Origin of the sequence: Bacillus sp. FSL H8-0545 (genome assembly GCF_038006105.1) — a bacterium.
Classification (GTDB): domain Bacteria; phylum Bacillota; class Bacilli; order Bacillales; family Bacillaceae_G; genus Bacillus_A; species Bacillus_A cereus_U.
Window position 1 is genome coordinate 262,904 of sequence record NZ_JBBOUO010000002.1, and the last position, 25,093, is coordinate 287,996.

The window sequence follows — 25,093 nt, forward strand, 5'->3', positions numbered from 1 at the left end:
TTTCAAGAACGGTCTATATTCCTAAGCCTTAAAAAGAGACGGAAGAATAGGACACAAGGAGGAATTATTATATGAATGGGAATACTGCAAAAAAAATAGAACTTCAGGCTGAAAATACTGCAGTAAAAAATGAGAAATATCCAGATCCTACAAAGTGGCATAAACAGGATACTACCTGGGCATTGAGCCTTTTTGGAACAGCCATTGGAGCAGGAGTACTCTTTTTACCGATTAATGCAGGTTCAGGGGGGGCATTATCATTACTACTAATTACATTGCTTGCATATCCAGTTATGTATTACTCACATAGGGCGCTTGCTAAAATGATATATGCTTCCAATTCTGCTGAAGAGGGGATTACAGGTACAATAAGAGAGTATTTTGGAAATAAGGCAAGTATCATTTTTAACATAGTATATTTCGTCTCAATTTATACAATCGTGCTAATGTATTCTGTTGCACTTACAAATACTGCAAGTAGTTTTATCGTGCATCAATTGCACATGCAGGAGCCTCCAAGGGCCATTTTATCGCTTGTATTAGTACTCGGTCTTATCGCTATACTAAATTTTGGTCAAGATATCACTGTAAAGATAATGAGCATGCTAGTATATCCCTTCATAGCTTCTCTACTTTTTATCTCAATATCTTTAATTCCACAGTGGAATACGTCAATGCTTAGTTTTTCAAGTGTTTCTACTGCTTCAACAGGAACAGGATATTTGGGAACGATATGGATGATACTACCAATCATAGTGTTCTCGTTTAATCATTCTCCTATGATTTCGTCATTCGTTATGAAACAGAGAGCTACGTATGGAATAGAGGCTACTGATGCCAAGTGTGCTCAAATACAAAAAGTTTGCTATATCATGACATTCGCTGTTGTTATGTTCTTTGTTTGGAGCAGTACCTTGAGTTTGACTCCAAATGATCTTATGATGGCAAAAGAACAGAATTTGTCAATCCTATCATATCTTGCTAATGAGCTTAATTCGCCTGTAATCACGATTGCAGCTCCTATCATTGCTTTTGTGGCTATTACAAAGTCTTTCCTTGGCCATTATATAGGAGCATATGAAGTAATGCGTGACATGATTATTAAGTCCGGTAAAACACGCGGGAAAGATATAGGAGAAAAAACAGTTAAGACAATGATCCTTACTTTTGTCGTATTAACATGCTGGTATGTTGCTTATGCAAATCCAAGTATTCTTGGAATCATTGATGCCCTTAGCGGACCGTTAGTTGCTGCTATCTTATGTTTATTACCAATGTATGCAATTCGTAAAGTGCCTGTACTAGCTAAATATAGAGGGAAAATGAGCAATGTATTTGTCATTATTATAGGTATCCTTACTGTCCTAGCAAGTATTAAGTCATTATTCTAATTCACTATTGTTAGTTCTGATGTAAAAATAGTGAGATATGAAAAAAGAACGAAAGATTCCTAGCGGAACTGAATTTTATATTGTTGAACCAAAGAAATCATGGTTTTGGACAAACTTTTCATCTTGGAGAGTTTGTCCTTTTTTTGATTATATGCATAACTTCTATTCTTGCAATCACCTTTTTAGCTGTTTGCAATGATTTTAATCCAAGCATATTAGGGTGTCGTCCCATGTCCATCAAGCTAATAATTTGAAGTATTCCTTAAGGTTCTGATGAGATGTGGATTCAGTGTTAAAGGTGAAGACAACGTTTTTTCCAATGCACGTAGATATGATTTAGAAGAATTTGTTCTCACCCTAAGCTATGCAATTAGTATGAGGAGAGCTTCTTCTGTTTTAGAGGGCTATTCTACAATGTAAGTGCCGCATGACTTCTGCATAACGATCTTCCATTATCGGGCGCATTTCTTAAAAAAGAATTGCATCTTTATTAAGAACTGAAAACCATGAGTGATTTCAATAGCAGCTGTCTCCATTGGAGGAAAGACCTCGATAACAATGTGTGAAACGAAGACATCAATGTTGTAGTCAGTATATTTAGATAAAAACAAGTCTAAAGTTCCCTTTTTTCTAGGAATCTCGAGCATTCAACCTACTGATAAAGGGAAACCTAAAGGGCATACTAAGATTATATTTAAAATGGGAGGTTATAAATTTGAGTACAATAGAGAATGCATTATCTATCTTCGCCTTAGGCGGCTTGAATGAAATCGGAAAAAATATGTATGCAATTGAATATTCAAACAATATCGTGATTATCGACTGTGGCAATAAGTTTCCAGATGAAAGTTTATTAGGAATTGATTTGATTATCCCTGATATAGCTTATTTAGTAGAAAATAAAGATAAAGTCAGGGCTTTAATTGTCACACATGGACATGAAGATCATATCGGGGGGATCCCGTTCTTCTTAAAAAAATTGAATGTACCCGTTTATGCCACACGCTTCACACTAGGATTAATTGAAATCAAATTAAAAGAACATAAACTCCTAAGAGAAAGTGAACTTATTGAAATCAACTCAAACTCAAACTTGACAATTGGAGAAATAAGGGTAAGTTTTTTCAAAGTGACCCATAGTATTCCTGATTGCTTGGGAATAGTCTTTCACACACCAGAGGGTAATATTGTACATACAGGGGACTTCAAGTTCGATTTAACCCCTGCGAATAATGAGAATTCGGATATTCATAAAATGGCTGCAATCGGCAAAGAAGGGGTCTTGCTTCTATTATCTGAGAGTACCAATGCAGAGCGTCCTGGTTTGACCCCATCGGAACAAATAGTAGGTGAACATGTGGAAGCAACTTTCATGAAAGCCGAACGCAAAGTTATTCTTTCTACCTTTGCTTCAAATATTAGTCGCGTTCAACAAGTCGTGAATGCAGCACAAAAAACAAATCGAAAAATTGCGTTGCTTGGACGAAGTATGGTTAATGTCATAGCGGTTGCTATGGAACGTGGTTATTTAACAGTTCCAGATGGAATGTTAATTGACCCACATGAAATCAATGAAATGGCTCCTGAAAGGGTGGCCATTTTATGCACGGGGAGTCAAGGAGAACCATTGGCTGCTCTTGCTCGCCTGTCCACAGGAAACTTTCGCGGTGTCGACATTTTACCTGAAGATACGGTTATCTTTGCAGCAGGTCCAATACCCGGGAATGAACGAAATATCACGAGTATCGTAGACAACTTATTTGCCCTTGGAGCCAAAGTGATTTATGGATCAGGAAGTACATCCGGAATGCATGTTTCTGGCCATGGTTATCAAGAAGATTTAAAACTAATGCTTACATTAATGAAACCAAAATATTTTATTCCCATTCACGGTGAATTTAGAATGCTGCACCATCACCGTTTGTTAGGGGAATCCGTTGGAGTAGAGCAAGGAAACACGTTTATCATCAATAATGGGGATGTCGTCGATATTGAACATACCATTGCCCGTCAGACCCGGAAAATACCGGTGGGGAATACCTACATAGACGGGGGGGATGTCGATAATATTGGGGAAATTGTGTTACGAGACCGCAAACAACTTTCAGAGGATGGGATGCTCATGATTATTTTAACTATGAGCAAAGCGGAAGGAACGTTGATTTCTGACCCCGATACCATTTCTCGTGGATTTGTGGATAGAGATTTCTCGGAACTCCGAAGAGACGTTAATCGACTTACTATAAAAACTGTTAACGAGCTACAAGAAGCAAATAGAAACTCATGGAATGTAATGAAAAAACAAATAAAAAAATCAATACGACAATATGTATATACACATACTAAGAAAAAACCAATGATTGTACCTATACTTATTGAAATTTAATAGGGGGAAGTTTAAAAAAAAATGAATTAATTGATTTTCAACAATTGGGCACAATTCTCTAATAAGAATTGTGCTCTTTCTTTTGTATTGGACCATTTAATGGAATAAGGGGTACCGCCCACATTTTAACGAAAATATACGCTAAGCAAATTTCGACATAGCTACTCGCTAATTATTCAAATGAGGTTGTAACAGCATATGTGGCTGCTGCAGGTAAGAAAACTTATCATGGTACAACACCACGTCAATATACTACTGCTGCAGTTCATCCAGCTGTATGTGGCAATGTTTACTCTGGGACTAGATTTCCAAGAGGTACTATCATTAGTACAAATAGATCCCTTGGAATGCCTAACGGTACTGCAAAGAATACATTTGTAGTAGAAGACATGGGAGATGTATATTGTAATAGGGGTGTAACATATAATTGGTTTGATATTTATTTTGGAGAGTCTACTACTAGCAATTATAATAACGCAATCAATTTCGGTAAACAACCAATCAGTTACTCTACCTATTGATTTAGAAAGAAAGTGAGGTGTGAACTCACTTTCTTTCTATTCTTTTTTTTGTTTAAAATCAATAACTTTTACTCCACTTGGATTAACATTATAAGTTATTGTTACAACATGATTAGGTGGATTATGAGCGTTGGTATACGTTCGATATTTAGCTACTACAATGAAGGTAAAAGTGCCTTTTTGAGTTCGCTCAATTTTAATAATTTTTGTATCCGTTAAACTATACTGATGATCTGGTCCAAGTTTATTTCGGATAGAACCTTAGAAGAGATAATGCATTTGGATTAGGAGGCATAGTGCTATGACGTGTGATACAAAGTTACGCGTGGTTATTGGAACTGTGGATAGTGGTTTTAGATGAGAAGTTGGTGTGCTAGTTGATAACATTGAAGTACCTAAAGAGGCAAATATGCAAGCTCATGTAATTGAAAGGGGGACTCGTATTGCTCAAGGCGTTATAGCGCCAGTGGAAACAGCTCATTTTGTTGAAGTGGACGAGTTATCGGATAGTGAAAGAGGCAATAACGGGTTTGGATCGGCAGGAGTAAAGTAAGACCAATTTTGAATTTTATTCAGGATGGGAATTTAGTGCAACAAAAAGTAATGAATAAAAGAGAAAATCCCTGCGGGGACAGGGATTTTATAGGAGAGATATTGTTGTCGTACGGTGTCGAAATTTGGCGTATTCGACGAATTAATATTATCACGAGTTTTCAAGTAATTGTGATGGTTGATGTGTCAAAAATGTGTACGACTTGCATATAAAAGCGTTATTTTGTCGAAAAGTAATGCTGAGATAAATAAGACCGCTCCTTTTATCGGAACGGCCGTACAAATAACCTGTGCTGGAGGTCGCATCAAATGGCTTAAGATGTTTTCTCTAAGTAGTATGGACAACGATTTTTACGTTTATACGTAAAAACAGCAGGTAATCGACTAGGTTACCTGCTGTTTTTTTAAACAATACGGAGGAGAGAGCCCCGATTTGAAAAGAGTGAAGCCGTGGGAAGTCGGCTTGTAGGTAGTATGTACGATATAAAAAAGATTATACGAAAAGGGGAATTGTATTTATGAATGTCCTAAATGCAAAGGGGAAGGACGAATTAAAGAAACGTACAATGCATATCCACCAGATTTGCCAGATAGCGGTTGGGTTTATAAAGAAGGTATTAGATATCTAGATTGTGATTTATGTAATAACAAAGGTTATACGGAGCGTGAGTATAAAACGAAAACTAAAATTATTGGTTACGAGTGATTTTAAACAAAAACGTCATTTTGTACAACAAGGTAGTCAGCGCAATTAATTAAGTGCTTGTTGAAAAAAGAAGCCCCACAGAAAATGTTACAGGGCTTCATATGGTTGAGTTATGTCGTACTCACAAGGGATTTTAACATGAATTTTGTGGTAAATAAACTGGTAAATGTGTCTAAGTGGTTTAGAGCTATTATTTTAAACAAAAACGCTATTTGCGCGACACGTTTCCTTATAAGTGCGTAAACACGAAATAGGAGGGTTATCAATTTCGATAACAACAACTGATTGACTGAAAGTAGGAATGAAAGCCGTCAGGTTGAGCTGAAACTACTTATCTAATACTCCTACATGCAAGGCGTGATAGTAGTCACAAATTGTATGAAGCTAGGTGAAGTCGGCTGAACAAAACCTAAGTGATAAATCATATGGTAATGGATAGGTCGGGGTGCTACAAACTATCTATGGTGAGAATGTCCAAACGGGCTGACGAACTTGCGAATGTACGGGTCTAAACATTTAATACATTAGAAATATGTATGTCGTTAATGACGACGTTATCTACCGAAAAGTAAGAGTAAATAGTATGAAATTCGGGACATCTAACGATGAGGGTGTAAAGATAACAGGCTTACAGCAAGCATCTAAGGATATATGTATAGCTAAGTCAATTGGAACGTGGTAAGCAAGAAACTGTCATCAACGCCTACTAGCAGACAGGTGCATATAAGGTTCTAACGAACCGAAATTGCTTCATTCTTGTGAAGGTGGGGACATAGTACCGAAGAAGCATGTAATAAATGTGGAGGGATAGTCCCTAGTCTTGTTCTTTGAAAACTAAATCAATTAGATGTAACTCACAGGATCGAGTAAGATGATGTGACCTTTCGTAAGAAAGGGGAATTAATACGTTGGTGAGTACAACATTGTTTGTAATCTAGTTGCTTTAGTATAGAAGAATAAGATGGGGCGCTGTATGCGATGAAAGTCGCACGTACAGTGTTAAGCGGGGGAAAAGATGGAGATAACTTCAAAGTCTTACCTATCGCAACTATAGAAAAAGGGGACTGATAGAGAAATATAATTTTAATATTTGTATTTCATAAGTTTTACAGGTATGTGGGTATTATATGAAAAGATGCAAAGGCCATAATTAAACATCTTCATTATGTCCGATTGATTTGTCTGTTCATATAATAAAACTAATTGTATAAAAAACAAATAAAAGATTAGAGGGATATATATGCAACAAAATAAAAAGGCTAAATCCCGTCTGCATGAACTTCAGAGGCAATGTAGGATTGCTTTTCCTTGTCCTGTTCCTGGTCCTCAAGGACTGCCCGGACCTCAAGGGCCACCCGGACCTTCAATTCCAAGTCCAATACCAGCAACAAATTTAATGTACTTTACTTTTTCTGACGGACAGAAACTGGTTTATACAAATAGTGATGGTAAACCTTTACTTGGAACAACTCAAATATTACCACCAGGTGAAGTCTCGTATATGAATTTATTTATTAATGGTATGATTCAACCGCAAACTGAATATCAAGTTACAGCTGGACAATTGACTTTATTAGGCCCGGAGCCTCCTTTTGAAGGAGTACCAATTGTTTTACAGTTTATCATTATTAATTAGTGTGTAGGTGGCTAAAAAAGGCAGGGTGACTTGTCCCCCTGCAAAAAAGTTAACTATGTTACAACAAACTCAATGATGAGTGGAGTAGCTCCATCAAGCACAGCACCACCAACAATGGTGATTGCAGTAGTGGTAACTCCTGTTACAGTATCTGCAGTTTGTAGCACACCGTTAATATATAAGCTTAAATACGCATATGAAGCTGGAAATGTCGTGACAGCACCTGCATCATTTGTAAAGTCAGTATTAGCAAAAGTTAAATCTGCCCCAGCCGCAGTCCCTGTTCCTGCTGTACTGACAAACCTTCTACCAGCTATAAAGGGTTTAACGATAGGCATTTATTTTCACTCCTTTTTTATTTAGTTGAACAAACAGAAAGCTTGTCCATCTAGTTTATACTATGTTGTGTTTGAAATTGTGAAACGGCTTATGTACTAATATGTTAGTGCAATTCCTAAGTTTGGTGTAACAGATATATTTTTGTTAAGAGAAGATGGTGAAGTATAAAAGCTTCATTTAATTCACAAGTTTTCATAAAAAAGCACTAAATAACAGTGCTCTTTAAAACGTGGTCTACCGTGAGCTTTTACATTGACAGTGCATATGTATATCTTAAATGTCTAAGGAGGATCTGGTAATGTGAAGAAACAAAACTTTCATTTTGTAGAAAAAACTAAAAAGAGCACTATCAATTAGTGCCCTTTGTAAAAATAGCGTAAGTGGCCAGCTCACGTTATAGAGAAAGGTAGAATTTAATATATTCAAAACCTGCTTAAATGGTGAAAACAAAAGAACAGCTTGTAGATATTATGTGAAAGTTTTGGAATTTTATTCAGATAAATTAAAAAAGCAGCTAGCTCAATTAGCTAACTGCTCATCTCCAAGGGGGAACAAGGAGAAAATCTAATGTCATATGCAGCATTGACGGAATATTGAGTTTTATTAAAATGAAGAAACAAATTCGAAAGCACATGATAAAATAGCGAGATAATTTCGATGTCGAGTAATATAAATATCAATAAAATATAAAAAATGACTTTTGTTAATTACAAAAGTCATTTTTTTATATTACCATGTAAATCTATATTTAAGATACTGTTTATTATTAAGCTATGTTTGATCTGATTCGATATGTTAGGTATTTTCTTGGCTCGGTAGTTCTACATGAAACACTAACCTTAATAAACTATTTTGTTACGCACTTCTCTCTTATATGACTTCATTTATTGAAACAAATTAAAAGAAAAAAGATATGAAAAAATATATATAGATTTAATTCTAAGGGGGAAATATTTGAAATATAAATATAGTTGAAAGGAGCGGATCAATAATGGAAACAAGCATCTTTTTAGGACTGTTTTGGGGATGGACGACGGTTATCATATCAGGAATTCTTTTCGTACGGCCATCAGTACTACGTGAATTGAAAAAATTAGTAGTAGAAGACAGAGGATTTGGGATTATGTATGGCTTTTTATCGATTTTCTTAGGGTTAGGTACTGTTATCCTACATAATATATGGGCATTCAATTGGCAGGGACTCATTACACTTATTGCATGGCTCGCACTTTTAAAGGGAATTTACATAATCATATATCCTGAGCCATCCAAGAAAACCGATTTTGAAGTACGGATACTATCTACTCGTATAGTACTTGCTATCCTTGGTGCTTTGGCATTATGGATGCTAATTGTGATTTATATGAAATAACGAAAAAATTTTTCCAATAACGAGATTAATCACATCGCTATCAAGCTAAGATGAATTTATAACCATAATTTACAGAAAATGTTATTATTTTTTTGTAGAAATGTACAGATTTATTCTTTTATAAAAAGGTTTGATAATCTTTGTGATCCCTGCTCAATTAAAGCGCCCATTTGCTGAATAATAACTTCTACAACTTACTATTTTAATACTGATTAGTTTTCAAGTGTATGTATCATCTAAAGTAATTGTATATGTTAAATGTTTTTTAGAGTTCCGCAATACACTAGTTTTGGTCTGGTCCGAGAGAAAACTCAAAGCTTTGCTGTGTCACGGAAGGATAAAAGCCTGGGAGAAACTGTTTAACAGTTTTCTCTTAGGCTTTTTTTGGTAAGAATAAAATTGGAGGTGTCTTTTAGATGAATAAAGACTGGATTAAAGTATTTGTTGCTGCTTTCTTTGAAATTTTTTGGGTAATTGGTTTAAAACATGCTGATGATTTTTGGACTTGGACGGGAACTATCATTGCTATATTTTTTAGTTTTTATTTAATGATTATGGCAGGAAGAAAGCTTCCCGTGGGAACTGTTTATGCTGTTTTTGTAGGGTTAGGTACAGCTGGAACTGTCTTTTCTGAAATCTTGTTCTTTGGTGAACCATTTAACGTGGGAAAAGTACTCTTGATTTTATTTTTATTAGCTGGAGTAATTGGTTTGAAATTAGTTACAGATAACAAAGCTCAGGAAGGTGCTGAATCCTAATGGCATGGATTTCTTTAATCTTAGCAGGCCTGTTTGAAATGTTTGGTGTTGCTATGATAAATAAATTACATAAAGACCGAAATTGGCAATCATTAGTTTTGTTAATTCTCGGATTTGGATTAAGTTTTATATTTCTTGCTTACGCAATGGAAACACTACCTATGGGGACAGCTTATGCAATTTGGACTGAAATTGGTGCGTCTGGTGGTGCAATTTTAGGCATGGTTTTTTATGGCGAATCAAAAGACTGGAAAAGAGTTATTTTTATAGGTATGGTTTTAGGTGCTGCAATAGGTTTAAAACTCGTTTCATAAATAATTTTTTAGATTGTACTATGAAGAAGATAATCTGTTATTATTAAGCAAATCATCTTCTTCATTTTTTTATTGTTATTCAACAAAATGACCCGATTGTTGAATAACATGACTGGCGTTTTTTAGACAACTTTATTATGTTTTAAACGATTTTATTGTAAATTAAATCAAGGTTATCATATTTATAAAAATATTGGAAAATGGTTATACGCGTTTGTTGAGCGGAGAATTTTCTGATGTAAAAATTGAATCTGGAAAACGAAGTGATCAAGCATATAGTGAGATTCGAACAGGCGTGACACAAAAGAATGAGCTATATATCCGTGACTTAGGATATTTTCGTTTACAAGACTTTAAGTCTATCCAAGATAAGTAAGGATATTATTTATTAAAATATAATATTAGTGCTATAAACTATGTTGTTAACAGAATTAAATCATATCTATTAATTGAACGTTACATTAAAGGGTTAGAAGTAATGCATCATCCAAAGGAGTTTAAGCTCCTTTATCCGAATACAGATTTCCCTATGTATCTTGTTAAAATCCCTTTAGAGAAGAACGAAAACATCAGCTTTTATTTTCCAAGTGATTGTTCTAGTTATATGAAGAGTCTTGTAGAGGATATAGACAAAAAACTAACCTGTTTCCCTTAAATCAAAGTTACAGGCTTTAATAACAAAAGAACATAATTTGAACTACTCGGTAATATTAATAAGATGTTACACATTTCATTAATGAAAGTACATCACTATTTAATAATAATGTATTTTTTTATATAAAGGTACCACTCCGTTTTCATAAAATTAATGCTCGTCAGCCTTATAAACAATGTTATTTTACAATTATTAAATCAATTTTTTTTGATTTAATAATTGTAAAACCGTAAACATTGGCATATAATATAAACATCAATAAAAATTGATTTAAGGAGAAGTAGTATGAAAGAACTAACACTGTATAATCAATTAACTACCCAATCATTTGAAACATATGAAAAGAAGTTCAAAGCATTGGCAGATCAAAAAAGGTTACACATTTTGTACGAATTGTGTCAGCGTGGAGAAACTTGTGTATGTGATTTAACAGGTGTTCTTGAATTACCACAATCAAAACTTTCATATCATTTAAAACTTTTACTTGATGCGAACCTTATTACGAAAGAAACAAAAGGAACATGGAGTTACTATAATATTAATAAAAAAGAAGTAGATGCACTATTATCTGAGCAATTATGCTGTATATTTCGTCCTATGTCATAATTTTGGTTGGGACGAAAGAGCATTTTAATATATTTTAAATCAATTTTTTTTGATTAATATAACTTTTTGATAAACGATCAAACTCAAATAATCATTCTGGCTTTTAAATCAATTTTTTTTGATTTAAAGAATCCAATTAAGGAACTACACTTACAAATTTAGATAAAATAAGGAGGATTTTTTCATGAAACCTATTCAACTTTCATTCAAAGTACAAGAGTGTTGCGGAACGGAAAATCAAACATTACAAAACAATACTGATATGCAGAGATTAAAACAGTTACCAATAGCCATTATTGGGGGCGGACCCGTAGGGTTGGCAGCGGCAGCACACTTAGCAAAACATGATGAATCATTTATTTTATTAGAAGCTGGAGAAAATATAGGATCAAACATTCTTACATGGGGTCATGTGCGACTATTCTCATCTTGGCAATATAACATAGATAAAGCGGCTTTGGATCTCCTTGAAGAGCATGGCTGGGAATCACCAGACATAAAAGCATTACCAACAGGAAAAGAAATCGTAGAACAATACTTGCAGCCGCTTGCGAACCTTCCAAAAATCAAACCATTTATTCACTTGGATACTAAAGTACTATCTATAGGTAGGAAAGACACAGATAAAATGAAAACAGCGAATCGTGAATAAATGCCATTCATGATCTATACAGAAAAAGAAGGTGTACTTCAAATTTATGAAGCTAGAGCGGTGTTAGATGCTTCAGGTACGTGGGGAAATCCGAATCCTGCAAATTCTAATGGTATTTGGCTGAAAGAAGAACAATCTCTCAAAAAACATATTTTTTATGGGATTCCAGATATTTTAGGGAAAGAGCAAAAACGATATGCAAATAAGCGAGTAGCTGTTGTTGGAAGTGGTCATTCCGCAATCAATGCTTTATTGGAGTTAGCTAAATTAAAAGAATCCAACCCAAAAACTGATATTGTTTGGATCATGAGGAAACAACGTGCGGAAGAAGCCTATGGTGGAGAGGAAAAAGATGCTCTTGAAGCACGTGGTGCCTTAGGTAGCCGTATTCATCAATTAGTTGATGAAGGAAGTGTGGAAGTAATCACACCATATAAAATCCAACACGTAGTTAGAACAAAGGATGGAATGGACATTGTAGGTCATCAAGAAGAACAAGAAATAAAAATCAATGATGTTCATGAGATGATTGTAAATACTGGTAATCGTCCTAACTTATCTATAATAAGTGAAATACGTACTTCTATTGATTCTGCTACTGAAAGCGTAGCAACATTAGCACCACTTATTGATCCTAATTTGCATAGCTGTGGTACAGTTCGACCTCACGGTGAAAAAGAACTTCGCCAACCGGAAAAAGACTTCTACATTGTAGGTTCAAAGAGTTATGGTAGGGCACCGACATTTCTAATGGCAACAGGTTATGAACAAGTTAGATCTATCGTCGCATATCTTACTGGAGACTATGAATCAGCAGAAAAGGTTGAACTTGATTTGCCGGAGACTGGTGTTTGTAGCGTAAATTTAAGTTCTAACAAAGTAAATGATTCATGTTGTGGAACAGATTCGTGTTCTTAAGGAAAGTACCTGTAAGGAGTAGTAATTTATATTACGTCTCCTTACAGAATAATTAAGTTTGAAAGGAGAACACAATGAAATGATTATTAATCATGCAGGTAATTTGAAAAAGAGTTATTTTTTATCCTATATGCGATTAATAATCAATACTCACCAATGTAACGTTGAAAAAGCAAAAGATTATCTTTTCCAAAGTATGTTTGGACTCCAAGTTAATAGTTTAGGAGAGGAAACTTATCAGAACTTCCTTGAAGCTTATCAGGAATTGAAACAACCTAATTAAATACATTTTAAAGGGGCTTATGCAACACGGACAATTGATTGACAAGTAAATGAATATTCACATGGAATTTTCTCATATATTAATGAATTTAGAGACTGTCATCGTTTTATCGTTGAGCGCATCGATATCGAATTCAATTTATGCTGTAAGTTCTCAGAGAAATAATTCCTTTTCTTTATTAGTTGCAAAATGCAAATAAAATCAAAAGGTGGGATAAAGATGAAAGAAATATTAGATTCCATTGTAATCGGAGGAGGGCAAGCTGGTCTTGCATCCGGTTATCACCTTCAAAAAAAGGGATTACAATTTTTAATATTAGAAGCGAGTGAACAGACGGCAGGATCTTGGCCTAGCTATTATAATAGCCTGAAATTGTTTTCTCCGGCATGTTTTTCATCGTTACCTGGAATGAAATTCCCAGCGCATCCCGATGATTATCCTACGAGGAAGGAAGTAATTGATTACTTGCAAAATTACGCGAAAAATTTCCAACTGCCAGTAATGACAAATCAGCGAGTTGAATCTGTAGAAAGAGAAGACGAAATATTTAAAGTTCGAACAGTCTCTGGAAAGACATTTCTGACTAGAACTATTATAAATGCAACTGGTTCTTTCCACAGTCCGTTTAATCCGATAATAAAGGATCAAGAGAAATTCAAGGGGAATATTATACATTCCGCTATGTATCGGAGTCCGAATCATTATATCAATCAAAGAGTAGTGGTGGTGGGGCGAAGAAATTCAGCTGTCCAAATTGCGCTTGAACTGGCTGATGTAAGTAGAGTATCTTTAGCTGTACGAAAGCCTGTTCAACTCATGAAACAAAAAGTATGGGGGAAGGATTTACATTTTTGGCTTAAGGTATTAGGCATAGATACCTTTCCGTTTTGGAGATTTGGAAAAATGGCACCGAGTTCAGGTGGAGTCATCGATTTAGGTGATTACAAGGAACGATTAGCTAGGGGAAATCCAGATCAAAAGCCTATGTTTACATCTTTTTACACTGATGGTGTAGTTTGGCCGGATGGGAAGAAGGAGTCAATCGATACAGTCATTTTTGCAACGGGCTATCATCCTAATCTCTCTTACTTCAATGCTATTGGAGCACTGGATTCAAAAGGAAAACCTTTACAAATAGGTGGTGTAAGTACAGAAGTCCAAGGGGTGTATTATGTTGGCTTGGAAGGTCAGCGTTCGTTTTCTTCTGCGACATTAAGGGGAGTTGGATCAGATGCTAAATTTGTTGTGAGACAGCTAATAAGCTACTTAAAAATATGAGGTAAATAAGGGGTAAAAGGGAGCGATAAGTATGGAGATTAGAAAAGCAACCGAACAAGATGCACAAGAAATTATGACTATTTATAATGAGGGTATCGAGGATCGTATTGCGACTTTAGAGACAGAAATAAAAACAGATAAATATGTGATGGAATGGCTATTTCAACGAAAAAAAAGATATTCGGTAATTGTCATGGAAGAGAATTCTCATATTGTCGGTTGGGCTTCCATTAATCCATATAGTCATCGATGCGCTTATCGGGGTGTAGGGGAACTATCTATATACATAAAGAGAGAATATCGTGGAAAAGGTTTGGGACAGAAGTTACTTTTAGCTTTAGAAAAGACCGGACAGCAAAATGAATTCTATAAATTTGTTTTGTTTACTTTTTCTTTTAATAATCTAGGTCAAGGGTTATATCGTAAAATGGGTTATCGTGAGGTAGGAGTGTTTGAAAAGCAGGGTGTAATGGACGGGGAACATGTTGATGTGATGATTATGGAGAAATTATTATCTGTAGAATAAATAACGTTGTATAAAAGTGCTAATGCTTTTAAGTTATAAAGTATAAAGGGTGAAAAAACATAAAAACTTATAGCATAGCTTGAAAAACAAGTGTTTAACTATAATTAGTTGAATACTTGTTTTTCAAGCTATGCAGGGAAAAGTTCAACAAAACGCGAGTTTCGTACGCTAAGAGTCAATCGGCTTTTTGCTGTTAATTTGTTTGTAGTAATCGAAAAGAGAGTAAAGAGGTGGATGCTAAAAGTTTACAAGTATGGATTGAAATCGTTGTAAACTTATTTTTTCATCAATGTTTCAATGATGGGGCATTCATAAATCTCTTTGTCTTCGGGACATCTTTCTTTTAGGTCAATGAGCATTCTTTCAATTTTTTTGAGATCTTGTATTTTATGCTGTATATTTTCTAACTTCATAACCGTGAAATCATACATATCGAGGCATTTTGCTTCATTTCGATCAACAACACCTAATAATTTATCAATTTCATTTAGTGTGAACCCTAATTCCTGCATACGTTTAATAAATTGTAAACGGTCTATAGCTTCTTTAGGATACATTCGATATCCTGAATCCGTACGAATGGGTTCAGGAATTAAACCTACTCGTTCATAATATCGAATAGTCTCTTTGTTAACGCTACACTTGTCGGCTAGTTCTCCAATTCGAAACTGCATGTGATTTCACCTCATACATAGTATAAACCCTGTACTTCAGTACAGGGTCAATATATAATTTTGTTCTTCCAATTAAATGTATTCTAGTACAGAAAACTTGCTTTATTCACTAGGTATGTTGACTTGTTGTTTTGCTTCTTTGACTGTAGCCATCACATTTCCTAAACAGCATGAACCTTGCGGGTTATTGACATCACAGCCACAGCGTTCGGCTTTCATATGAGCAGAAATTGACGGTACTGCAGTACTTTTTCCAGTCGTGTAAATCTCATTAGTGATTTTTGACCTAGTCCAACCAAAGCAGTAGCAGACATTTATATCTTGGCCTTGATCTTTTTGAAAAACAGAGATTCGCACATCATTTGTTGTAAATTGTGCTCCCTGATGACCAAAGTACACTATATCACAATTTTCCGATGCACAAAAACGATATGTTTGATGCACATCAAGTATTTCTAGAGCATTAGGCACAAGTATGCTCTTAAGTGTCAAAATCTTGACTTCTTTTCCTTTCCCACCACACATCGGACACGTGGTTACAGAAGTAATCTTCTGACAATCCGTGGCTGTTTCTTGTGTTGAGGGCTGTACATTGCAGCAATCCGACATGGGTTTGGACTTCATCATACCGCCAAACAACTCATTAGCAACTGTGAAGGCTTCTATAAGAGTGAGCATATCCCCCGTCTTAGTTAAATCTTTTTCATTAGATTGATACCAATGCTCTTTAGAGCAATAAAATTGAATGGTAGGACAACTACTAGTGGAAAGGAACGATTTAGAATCTGTTTCACTAGAGAAATCGCAGCATGTATTTATATCAGCAACCGTTCCAATGCCGACTACAACAGTATCGGGGTTAGAAACAGGAATATTATTTTTGATATCGATGTTTATCTTTTTACAACAATAGGCACATTCTGATTCGATTAGTGCCTCCGATTCAAACATCGATGGAATGCCAAGAGCATCAATTGCACACATTGAAAAAGCTGGTGATTTTTCGGACAATGTGACCCTGTGCGGAGTAGAATTCCCTGAAAAAGGATAGGCTACTGTCACGTTACCACTATTCGTATCCCAATGAATCAAATCTAATTCGCTAAATTTTTCTGAAATTGATTGAATATCTACGTCTAGTTGTTTCCCTATAGGGGTTAGATCAGCCACATTTACTTTGTTACCCTCTGAAAATTTAAAAAGAATAGCCAAGCGAATCATATTCTCCGTCGGAGATAAGGAATTTATTTTTTCTTTAAATCCTCCTTCTGGTAAGTCAAGGGTTTGCATTACCTTATTAAGTAACCCAGGTAAGGATGTATTTATATAATCTTGATTCATTCTATTACCTCCTTTATTCATTCCATTTCAGTTTCCTGTTATGAAAACGAATTTGCATCATCCCATATAGTATAAACCCTGTACCTAGATACAGGGTCAATAGTTTTTTTCTTGCAATCATTTTTAGTTCCGAAAATGACCGTTTATGGGACTTTTTTTTTTCTACCCAAATAGAGAAAAATACTATTCAAATTCAGTTTCAAAACTCATTACCAAAAATAAAAGCTCCTAACATATTAGTCATATACAATATGTTAGGAGCTTGATATTTTAAGTTTTTTTTGGATTTAGGTCTTGATAATATACGCTAAGCGATTTTTTATATAGAAAAAGGCGATTTCCTGCACATAAAGGAAATCGCCTTTTTTGAAAAATTTTGACACACATATTAGTCAATGCTAATATGAATAAAGAACAAAACATATTAGTGATGACTAATACGAATGGAGAGGATACCATTGTGCAACTCAAATGATTTAGATATAAAAACCAAATTCATTCGTGGCTTTGCTGATAAAACAAGGCTGCAAATTCTTCAATGTATGATGGATGGTGAAAAAACAGTATCTGAAATCGTAGAAATAATCCAAGGGAATCAATCAAACATATCCCAGCATCTAAACTGCTTAAAAGGATGCGGCATCATCCTGGGTAGACAAGAAGGGAAGTATGTCTACTATTTTTTACGAAATGCACAAATTGAACAGTTACTCACAATGTTTGATGTTGTCTTTCATGAAGTGCAAAAAGAAGTAGCATCATGTGATGAAAACAATGCTTGTTTATCTCAAAAAGGAGAGAACTGTCATGACAGATAAGAAAGAGAATAATAAGCAAACAAGCTGCTGTCAAAATTCTTCATCGACTTCTGTAAAAGAAGAATTAGAAAAAGAAACATCGTCATGTTGTTCCTCTAAAAAAGAACTTACAATTGTACCGGTTACTAAGAAAACCTCTTGTTGCAGTGGTGAAACCGAGACAGTGAAAGAAGGAAATAAAACTTCCGATTCTTGTTGTGAACCTAAATCAGAAAACAGCTCTTCCTGTTGCCCATCTGAATTAGCCCTCCAAAAAGAAGAAACGACATCAAAAGCTTCTTGCTGTAGTGATAGCTCATGCAAAGACACGGCACTTCCTCTTGATACCTCGAAAATAAAAGGTGATGACGTACAAACATATGTAGTCGATGGCATGGACTGCGGAGCTTGTGCCTTAACAATCGAAAAACATCTACAAAATGTTTCTGGCGTAGAGGAAGTTCGAGTTAATTTCGCTACAGGAAAAATGCAAATTCGTCATAATCGAAATGCAGATGAGATTATTAAAGAAGTATCTAATGCAGGCTTTGGAGCTTCCTTAGCAGGAAATCGTAGAGGTACAGCACCTGTTCAAAAAACTAAAAATACAACTTTGATTCTCTCAGGTTTATTTTTAGCTTTAGGATTTGGAGGAAGTTTTACAATTATATCCCCTCTTCTTATTACACTTCTCTATGCTATTAGCATTGGTATTAGTGGTTATAAACCTGCTAAAAGTGCCTTTTATGCAATTAGAAGTAAATCGCTCGATATGAACGTTCTCATGATATCAGCCGCTATTGGTGCTGCATTAATTGGTCAATGGCTAGAAGGCGCAACAGTTGTTTGGTTATTTGCATTAGGAGCAATGCTACAAAACAAATCAATTGAACGTACACGAGAATCCATTCGTGGATTAATTGATTTAGCACCATCAGAAGCTTGGGTAAAAGTTGGAACTGAACTTATAAAAAAATCTGTAGATGATATTGCAGTGAATACAACGATTGTTGTAAAACCTGGTGAAAAAATCCCATTAGACGGCACAGTTATAGGAGGCACTTCTACTGTAAACCAAGCACCGATAACTGGTGAGTCTATCCCAATTGATAAACAAATTGGCGATTCCGTATATGCAGGAACGATTAATGAGGAAGGTTCTCTTGAGATTACAGTAACTAAACTCGTTGAAGATACTACGTTATCTCGAATTATTCATCTTGTAGAAGAAGCACAAGAAAAGAAAGCACCCACTGAGGCATTTGTGGATCGTTTTGCCAAAATCTATACCCCTATCGTTTTTGTATTAGCAATTGGCGTCATGATTATCCCGCCCCTTCTTGGTATGGGCGAATGGATGGAATGGATTTATAAGGGATTAGAGCTTCTTGTTGTTGCGTGTCCTTGTGCTTTAGTTATCTCTACTCCAGTCGCTATCGTATCTGCAATTGGAAATGCAGCAAGAAACGGTGTACTCATTAAAGGTGGTACCGCTCTAGAAATCGCAGGTTCATTAAATGCTATTGCATTTGATAAAACAGGTACATTGACCGAGGGAAAACCAAAAGTAATGCATGTACGAAGCTTAGATTGTACTGAAGATGAGTTATTATCAATTGCCGCAACAATTGAAGAATATTCTAATCATCCAATTGCAAAAGCAATTACTGCTTATGCGAAAGAACATCAAACTTCTATTCAAAGTGGAACTGACTTCCGCGCAATTGTAGGAAAAGGTGCGCAAGTAACGATAAATGGCGAAACATACTACGCTGGAAATAAAGCATTATATGAAGAGTTTGGAGTTTCTCTTCAAATGTGGAACGAACCGATTCGGGAGATGCAAAGAATTGGTCAAACCGTGATACTTGTTGGAACGAACAAAGTTATTTTAGGAATGATTTCAGTAGCAGATTCCATTCGTTCTACTACTTATGGAACAATTCAAGAATTAAAACAATCAGGTATTCGGGAAACTGTTATGTTAACAGGAGACAATGAAGGAACAGCTGAACACATTGCACAGAAAGCAAAAGTAGATCGTTATTTTGCTAACTTACTTCCAGAAGATAAGGTTCATTCTGTAAAACAACTTCAATCTGAGGGGAAAACAGTAGCTATGATCGGAGACGGTATTAATGATGCCCCTGCCCTTGCTACCGCAAACCTCGGTATTGCCATGGGCGGTGCAGGAACTGATACAGCAATGGAAACGGCAGATATTGTATTGATGGCAGACAATCTTGAAAAACTTCCTTATACAATGAAACTAAGTCGAAAAGCATTGCACATCATTAAACAAAATATATGGTTCTCATTGATTATTAAATTTATTGCCCTTGCCTTTATCTTCCCAGGTTGGCTTACTCTTTGGATGGCTGTACTAAGTGATACAGGGGCTGCGCTTATTGTAATACTTAACAGTATGCGTTTATTACGAAACAAATAATAAGATACGGAGCTACCTAGTAGCTCCGTATCTTAAATATATTTTGAAAGGGTATACATATGAAAAAAATGCGTGTAATTGGATTACTTATACTTATTTCCATAATTACGATTTTAGGAGCATGTAGTGATAATAAACTAAGAGATTCACTAAATTGGGATGTAGAAAAGTTTGCATTTACAGATCAAAATGGGAAAAAGTTTGGTTCATCTGAGTTAAAAGAAAAGGTTTGGGTAGCTGATTTTATCTTTACAAGCTGTCAAACTGTTTGCCCACCTATGACAGCCAATATGGCAAAACTTCAAAAAATGTTACATGAAGAAGGAATTAAAGATGTAGAGTTTGTATCATTCAGTGTAGACCCTGAGGTAGACACACCTGAAAAAATAACAGAGTTTATGAAAGTCTATGAAATGGATAAAAAGAGAACTCATTTCCTAACAGGATATACACGACCAGACATTGAAAAGTTTGCAAAAAAGAACTTTCAAACCCTTGTAACCAAACCGGAAAATAATACACAAGTAATACATGGTACAAGCTTTTATCTCGTGGACAAAGATGGAAAAGTTGTAAAAAAATATTCAGGTCTTCAAAACACACCATATGAGGATATCGTCCGTGATATTAAACGAATTCGATAACTAAAAAACTTCTTATTATGTTCCTATTAAACTCTAAAAATTCGTGGTGTTTACATGAAGAAAACGCAAGGCTCTCACATGAAATTATTGCTAATTACCACATTAATCATTTTTGCTGCAGTTACAGCTTTTGTTGTGATGGATAAAAAAGAAGAAAAAGCAACAGGGAACAAAGTTATGAAAGAGTTACCTTCTGTAGGAAATCAGCCTACTTTAGGAAAAGAAGATGCACAGGTCTCTATTGTAGAGTTCGGTGATTATAAGTGTCCTGCCTGTAAAGCATGGGGGGAGCGTATTCTTCCGCAATTGCAAAAAGATTATATTGATACAGGAAAGGTGAAATTCTCTTATGTGAATGTTCTTTTCCACGGAGAGGAATCAAAGTTGGCTGCCTTGGTCGGTGAATCTGTATTCAAGCAAGATCCTGAAGCGTTTTGGGCATTCCACAAGGAAGTCTTTAATCAGCAACCGCAAAATCATGATGATGCATGGATTACACAGCAAAAACTTATGGATATCGTCAAGAGCAAGGCACCGAATATAGATATGGCACGTTTAGAAGGTGATATGCAAAGTCAAGAAACAGTACAGGAAGTAAATAAAGACGAGAAGCTTGTAGAGGATTATAGTGTTCAGCAAACCCCGAGTATTGTTGTGAATGGAACGATGCTATCCGATCCTTATGATTACGAACAAATTAAAAAATTAATTGAAAAATCATTGAAGGAAAAGAAATGATGAATACAGTACAAAAAAACTTTGAATGGCGTAACTATACCTTATATATGGCCTGGATCGTTTCCATGATTGCTACATTGGGAAGTTTGTACTTCAGTGAAGTTCGTGGATTCATACCATGTGAACTATGCTGGTTCCAACGAATCATGATGTATCCACTCAGTATCATTTTAGGCGTTGCCACATTCTATAACGAAAAGCGCATTAAGAAATATGTGTTGCCGCTCTCTATTATTGGCGGTAGTATTTCACTTTATCACTATGCAATCCAAAAGGTCCCAGGTTTTTCAGAGATTAAACCATGTGTCCAAGGGGTTCCTTGTAATGTAGATTATATTAATTGGCTAGGTTTTATCACAATTCCCTTCTTAGCTCTAATAGCTTTTTGTTTGATTACTTTGTTTATGGTGTTAACAAGATCAAGAAATGAATTGATTAATAAGTAATGTGTGGAATGTGCTATTACATATAAAGGTATTTCTACAGAGAGGAGACAGTATGATGTCAAAGATCATACCTGTAGTTTTATTAGTAAGCCTATTATTTGTAGTACTAATTGGTTGTAGTTCTACTAAGAATTCATCAGTTAGTAAGAGTAATGCGACACAGAATCAACAAAAAGAACAAAAAAGTGGCGATGATCATTACAAAGACGATGTCCTAGAAACAACAAATAGTGTAGAAGCACTTCCTTCTTTCCTATCATCATCTAAAAATGGTCAGGTCTCTCAAATTTATGGAATGGTAGGAAAAAACATCGAACTATTAGAATGGATTCCTTGTTACTGTGGTTGTGGAGCAAATTCACAACATAAAAGCAATAAAGATTGCTTTATCCGTGAAGTAAAGCAGAATGGAGAAGTTAAATGGAGCTCTCATGCAATGAAGCATGCGGCTTGTGTAGATATTGCTTTTCAATCTGTTTTAATGAAGCAAAACGGAGCATCAACTCTAGAAATTCGCCAATATATAGATAAACAATACAAAAAAGAAGATGTAAAGGTCACTCCTACACCAATGCCAAGTACATAAGATATATTTCTTACAAATTAGAAGACATGCAAAAAAACAAAATGCATGTCTTTGTCTTTTTCGTACTTCTCTATAACTATTAAGAGGTGTAAAGGGATGAAAAATCATACGAATAAACTTAAGTATAAAGTTATTTCTAAAATTTATGATTACTTAATGAGTAACAAATTATTTATAAAGGCAAGGGAGCGAGCTTTTTCTCTTCTTTCCCTTAAGTCAAAACAGCATATTTTGTTTGTTGGTGTCGGAACTGGAGAAGACTTTCGTTTTATCCCTTCAGATGTCCATATTACAGGGATTGATCTTTCACAAGATATGTTAAACAAAGCAAAAACTAAAACTAAAACACAGGAAAATCAGGCTACACTTCTACAAATGAATGCAGAGCAATTACAGTTTCCAGATGAATCTTTTGATGTAGTATCTCTAAATCTCATTTTAAGCGTTGTTGAAAATCCAAAGCAGGCTTTAGCTGAAGCTCTTCGGGTAACTAAACAGACAGGATTCTTATTAGTTTTTGATAAATTTTTACCTGAAGAATCGTCTTCCAGTATAAGCAGAAGCATTATCAACACCATTACTTCCTTTCTTGGCACAGATATTAATCGGAGGTTTAGTGATATTTGCAAAGATTTACCGATACAGGTTGTATATGAGGAACCTTCTATATTTAAAGGAAACTATAAAATTATTCTTTTACAAAGGGCAGAATAATGCTGAATTTAAACATAACGTATACTGTGATATAAAAATAGCCTGATTTTTCTTAGAGTAGAAAATCAGGCTATTTTTATGTCGAAATTTGCTTAGCGTATATCTTCGTTAAAATGTGGGGGGGACCCCCTATAGGATTTATCATTTATATCTTTTGGGATAAGAAAAAGAGTACAAATTTTAAATAAGGAAATCCAATGTAAAGATTCTGTAAAGGTGAGAGTTTTCAGTTGAATATATAAGCAGATAGTTATATACTTATTTCGAAAGTGGAAATAAAGTAACTTAAAGGAATAATACATTTTATTTTTACACAACATATAAGCATATGCTTATGTAATTATAACAAGGTAGGTGTAGATATGGAAAAAACAGTTGTAGAGGTAACAAGAGCATCCCAATTACTGAAACTATTAGGAGATAAAACAAGATTAACAATTGTATCAATCCTTAAACAACGTGAATGCTGTGTCTGTGAACTTCTCGAAGTATTTGATATGAGCCAACCTTCTATCAGTCAGCATCTTCGAAAGTTAAAGGATTTAGGTTTAGTGCAGGAAGAGCGTAGAGGTCAGTGGATTTATTATTCTTTAAATCAAGCAAGTGATTTATACACGCTTTTAGAAGTTATTTTAGCACATGTACCAGACCAAACAGAGAAAATCAAACAAATTGTGAAGAGCAATCCTACACTCCGGTGTGGTTGTTAATAAATAGTTAGAAAGGGAAGTGAGAAGGATGAGCAACACGGGGAAAAAACGCCTATCTTTCCTAGATCGGTATCTAACTCTTTGGATTTTTCTTGCGATGGCTGTAGGGATTGGAGTTGGATATCTATCCCCTGGATTCGTTGATGGAATGAATAGTCTACAGGTAGGAACAACTTCTATTCCACTTGCGATTGGCTTAATTTTAATGATGTACCCGCCACTCGCTAAAGTACGCTACGAAGAAATGGGACGCGTTTTTAAAGATGTAAAAGTATTAGTATTATCACTGGTGCAAAACTGGATTATTGGTCCTGTTTTGATGTTTGCTTTGGCTGTTATATTCTTACCGGATAAGCCAGAATATATGGTGGGCTTAATTATGATAGGTTTAGCTCGTTGTATTGCGATGGTTATCGTATGGAATGACTTAGCGAAAGGTGATACAGAATATGCGGCAGGATTAGTAGCATTTAACTCTGTATTCCAAATGTTATTTTTCTCAGTATATGCTTATGTGTTTGTAACAGTTATTCCAGAATGGTTAGGAATTGAAGGTGCTGTTGTAGATATAACAATGGCAGAGGTTGCAAAATCAGTGTTTATATATTTAGGAATTCCATTCATCGCAGGAATGCTAACACGCTTGATTTTTGTAAAAACGAAAGGACGAGAATGGTATGAAAAAGTATTCATTCCAAAGATTAGTCCAATTACTTTAATCGCATTACTATTTACAATCATTGTTATGTTCTCTCTAAAAGGAGAAGTGATTGTTAGCGTACCATTTGATGTTGTACGTATTGCAATTCCATTACTCATTTATTTTGTAATCATGTTCTTTGTCTCTTTCTTTATGGGCAAAAAAATCGGTGCAAGTTACGGGGTATCAACAACACTAGCGTTTACGGCTGGAAGTAATAACTTTGAATTAGCGATTGCAGTAGCTGTAGGTGTATTTGGAATCCAGTCTGGTGCAGCGTTTGCTGCAGTTATCGGACCTTTAGTTGAGGTTCCGGTTATGATAGCACTTGTAAATGTGGCACTTTGGTTCCAGCGTAAATACTTTCAAACACAACCCAAATAAATATTCATAATAAAGGT

At 35.2% G+C, this 25,093-nt stretch carries 23 protein-coding genes, 5 pseudogenes and 1 riboswitch; of the genes and pseudogenes, 23 read left to right on the forward strand and 5 right to left on the reverse strand.

Going from position 1 to position 25,093, the window contains the following annotated elements; translation table 11 throughout:
• Nucleotides 1–71: 71 nt before the first annotated feature.
• The gene (locus tag MHI07_RS27290) at nucleotides 72–1,391 is read left to right on the forward strand and encodes an aromatic amino acid transport family protein (RefSeq protein WP_340827057.1); all 1,320 of its coding nucleotides are present in this window, start codon (nucleotides 72–74) and stop codon (nucleotides 1,389–1,391) included.
• A gap of 75 nt (nucleotides 1,392–1,466) precedes the next feature.
• On the opposite strand, the pseudogene MHI07_RS27295 reads toward MHI07_RS27290, so the two are convergent.
• Nucleotides 1,467–1,617 (reverse strand): annotated as a pseudogene (locus tag MHI07_RS27295) (IS6 family transposase); the annotation flags it as partial.
• Between the two features lie 489 nt (nucleotides 1,618–2,106).
• Here MHI07_RS27295 and MHI07_RS27300 point away from each other — a divergent pair.
• A complete protein-coding gene (locus MHI07_RS27300; protein WP_128283639.1) occupies nucleotides 2,107–3,777 on the forward strand; it encodes a ribonuclease J in 1,671 nt (556 codons plus the stop codon).
• Between the two features lie 200 nt (nucleotides 3,778–3,977).
• Nucleotides 3,978–4,298 (forward strand): hypothetical protein, encoded by a 321-nt coding sequence (locus tag MHI07_RS27305; RefSeq protein WP_340827060.1) that lies wholly within the window; start codon nucleotides 3,978–3,980, stop codon nucleotides 4,296–4,298.
• Nucleotides 4,299–4,334: 36 nt separating this feature from the next.
• Here the strand turns inward: MHI07_RS27305 and MHI07_RS27310 are convergent.
• Nucleotides 4,335–4,556: pseudogene (locus MHI07_RS27310) on the reverse strand (DUF3888 domain-containing protein); the annotation flags it as partial.
• Between the two features lie 25 nt (nucleotides 4,557–4,581).
• Between MHI07_RS27310 and MHI07_RS27315 the strand changes: the two are divergent.
• Nucleotides 4,582–4,851 (forward strand): annotated as a pseudogene (locus MHI07_RS27315) (dUTP diphosphatase); the annotation flags it as partial.
• 1,945 nt (nucleotides 4,852–6,796) lie between these two features.
• Nucleotides 6,797–7,192 (forward strand): DUF4183 domain-containing protein, encoded by a 396-nt coding sequence (locus tag MHI07_RS27320; RefSeq protein WP_340827061.1) that lies wholly within the window; start codon nucleotides 6,797–6,799, stop codon nucleotides 7,190–7,192.
• Between the two features lie 53 nt (nucleotides 7,193–7,245).
• Here MHI07_RS27320 and MHI07_RS27325 read toward each other — a convergent pair whose 3' ends face one another.
• Nucleotides 7,246–7,530 (reverse strand): DUF4183 domain-containing protein, encoded by a 285-nt coding sequence (locus MHI07_RS27325; RefSeq protein ID WP_002119123.1) that lies wholly within the window; start codon nucleotides 7,528–7,530, stop codon nucleotides 7,246–7,248.
• Between the two features lie 992 nt (nucleotides 7,531–8,522).
• On the opposite strand from MHI07_RS27325, the gene MHI07_RS27330 reads away from it, so the two are divergent.
• The 9 genes and pseudogenes from MHI07_RS27330 to MHI07_RS27370 all read left to right on the forward strand — a co-directional run bounded on the left by MHI07_RS27330 (nucleotide 8,523) and on the right by MHI07_RS27370 (nucleotide 14,893).
• Entirely contained in the window at nucleotides 8,523–8,903 is a 381-nt protein-coding gene (locus MHI07_RS27330) for a hypothetical protein (protein ID WP_340827062.1), read from the forward strand.
• 254 nt (nucleotides 8,904–9,157) lie between these two features.
• A riboswitch (guanidine-I (ykkC/yxkD leader) is annotated at nucleotides 9,158–9,257 on the forward strand.
• A 62-nt stretch (nucleotides 9,258–9,319) separates the two neighbouring features.
• The gene (locus tag MHI07_RS27335; protein ID WP_340827064.1) at nucleotides 9,320–9,661 is read left to right on the forward strand and encodes a DMT family transporter; all 342 of its coding nucleotides are present in this window, start codon (nucleotides 9,320–9,322) and stop codon (nucleotides 9,659–9,661) included.
• On the forward strand, nucleotides 9,661–9,975 hold the full coding sequence (locus MHI07_RS27340; RefSeq protein ID WP_340827065.1) for a DMT family transporter: 315 nt from the start codon (nucleotides 9,661–9,663) through the stop codon (nucleotides 9,973–9,975). The genes MHI07_RS27335 and MHI07_RS27340 overlap by 1 nt, the downstream gene beginning before the upstream one ends.
• 214 nt (nucleotides 9,976–10,189) lie before the next feature.
• Nucleotides 10,190–10,348, forward strand: a pseudogene (locus tag MHI07_RS29460) (IS4 family transposase); the annotation flags it as partial.
• 567 nt (nucleotides 10,349–10,915) lie between these two features.
• The gene (locus MHI07_RS27350; protein WP_340827067.1) at nucleotides 10,916–11,236 is read left to right on the forward strand and encodes an ArsR/SmtB family transcription factor; all 321 of its coding nucleotides are present in this window, start codon (nucleotides 10,916–10,918) and stop codon (nucleotides 11,234–11,236) included.
• Nucleotides 11,237–11,420: 184 nt separating this feature from the next.
• Nucleotides 11,421–12,806 (forward strand): annotated as a pseudogene (locus tag MHI07_RS27355) (NAD(P)-binding domain-containing protein).
• Between the two features lie 79 nt (nucleotides 12,807–12,885).
• Complete coding sequence (locus tag MHI07_RS27360; protein WP_340827068.1) at nucleotides 12,886–13,089, forward strand: hypothetical protein; 204 nt, start codon at nucleotides 12,886–12,888, stop codon at nucleotides 13,087–13,089.
• Nucleotides 13,090–13,308: 219 nt separating this feature from the next.
• Nucleotides 13,309–14,367 carry a flavin-containing monooxygenase gene (locus tag MHI07_RS27365; protein ID WP_340827142.1) on the forward strand — a complete coding sequence of 353 codons (1,059 nt, stop codon included), beginning with the start codon at nucleotides 13,309–13,311 and terminating at the stop codon, nucleotides 14,365–14,367.
• Nucleotides 14,368–14,398: 31 nt separating this feature from the next.
• Nucleotides 14,399–14,893 carry an arsinothricin resistance N-acetyltransferase ArsN1 family A gene (locus MHI07_RS27370; RefSeq protein WP_340827069.1) on the forward strand — a complete coding sequence of 165 codons (495 nt, stop codon included), beginning with the start codon at nucleotides 14,399–14,401 and terminating at the stop codon, nucleotides 14,891–14,893.
• Between the two features lie 275 nt (nucleotides 14,894–15,168).
• Here the strand turns inward: MHI07_RS27370 and merR are convergent, their stop codons facing one another.
• On the reverse strand, nucleotides 15,169–15,567 hold the full coding sequence (gene merR / locus MHI07_RS27375) for an Hg(II)-responsive transcriptional regulator (protein ID WP_340827070.1): 399 nt from the start codon (nucleotides 15,565–15,567) through the stop codon (nucleotides 15,169–15,171).
• 102 nt (nucleotides 15,568–15,669) lie between these two features.
• A complete protein-coding gene (locus MHI07_RS27380; RefSeq protein ID WP_340827071.1) occupies nucleotides 15,670–16,908 on the reverse strand; it encodes a putative iron-sulfur cluster-binding metallochaperone in 1,239 nt (412 codons plus the stop codon).
• A gap of 458 nt (nucleotides 16,909–17,366) precedes the next feature.
• Here MHI07_RS27380 and MHI07_RS27385 point away from each other — a divergent pair, with 458 nt between their 5' ends.
• From MHI07_RS27385 to arsB, 9 genes are all read left to right on the forward strand, one after another.
• Nucleotides 17,367–17,726 (forward strand): ArsR/SmtB family transcription factor, encoded by a 360-nt coding sequence (locus MHI07_RS27385; RefSeq protein WP_340827072.1) that lies wholly within the window; start codon nucleotides 17,367–17,369, stop codon nucleotides 17,724–17,726.
• A complete protein-coding gene (locus MHI07_RS27390) occupies nucleotides 17,716–20,154 on the forward strand; it encodes a heavy metal translocating P-type ATPase (RefSeq protein ID WP_340827073.1) in 2,439 nt (812 codons plus the stop codon). Before MHI07_RS27385 ends, MHI07_RS27390 begins: the two co-directional genes overlap by 11 nt.
• A 59-nt stretch (nucleotides 20,155–20,213) precedes the next feature.
• Complete coding sequence (locus MHI07_RS27395) at nucleotides 20,214–20,798, forward strand: SCO family protein (protein WP_340827074.1); 585 nt, start codon at nucleotides 20,214–20,216, stop codon at nucleotides 20,796–20,798.
• A 54-nt stretch (nucleotides 20,799–20,852) separates the two neighbouring features.
• Complete coding sequence (locus MHI07_RS27400) at nucleotides 20,853–21,536, forward strand: DsbA family protein (RefSeq protein WP_340827075.1); 684 nt, start codon at nucleotides 20,853–20,855, stop codon at nucleotides 21,534–21,536.
• The gene (locus tag MHI07_RS27405) at nucleotides 21,533–21,982 is read left to right on the forward strand and encodes a disulfide oxidoreductase (RefSeq protein ID WP_340827076.1); all 450 of its coding nucleotides are present in this window, start codon (nucleotides 21,533–21,535) and stop codon (nucleotides 21,980–21,982) included. The genes MHI07_RS27400 and MHI07_RS27405 overlap by 4 nt, the downstream gene beginning before the upstream one ends.
• A gap of 55 nt (nucleotides 21,983–22,037) precedes the next feature.
• The gene (locus MHI07_RS27410; protein ID WP_340827077.1) at nucleotides 22,038–22,568 is read left to right on the forward strand and encodes a PCYCGC motif-containing (lipo)protein; all 531 of its coding nucleotides are present in this window, start codon (nucleotides 22,038–22,040) and stop codon (nucleotides 22,566–22,568) included.
• A gap of 96 nt (nucleotides 22,569–22,664) precedes the next feature.
• Complete coding sequence (locus MHI07_RS27415) at nucleotides 22,665–23,282, forward strand: class I SAM-dependent methyltransferase (RefSeq protein WP_340827078.1); 618 nt, start codon at nucleotides 22,665–22,667, stop codon at nucleotides 23,280–23,282.
• Nucleotides 23,283–23,644: 362 nt separating this feature from the next.
• Nucleotides 23,645–23,992: an ArsR/SmtB family transcription factor gene (locus tag MHI07_RS27420; RefSeq protein WP_340827079.1), complete on the forward strand. Its 348-nt coding sequence runs from the start codon at nucleotides 23,645–23,647 to the stop codon at nucleotides 23,990–23,992.
• 28 nt (nucleotides 23,993–24,020) lie between these two features.
• A complete protein-coding gene (gene arsB, locus MHI07_RS27425) occupies nucleotides 24,021–25,076 on the forward strand; it encodes an ACR3 family arsenite efflux transporter (protein ID WP_088038733.1) in 1,056 nt (351 codons plus the stop codon).
• Nucleotides 25,077–25,093: the final 17 nt, after the last annotated feature.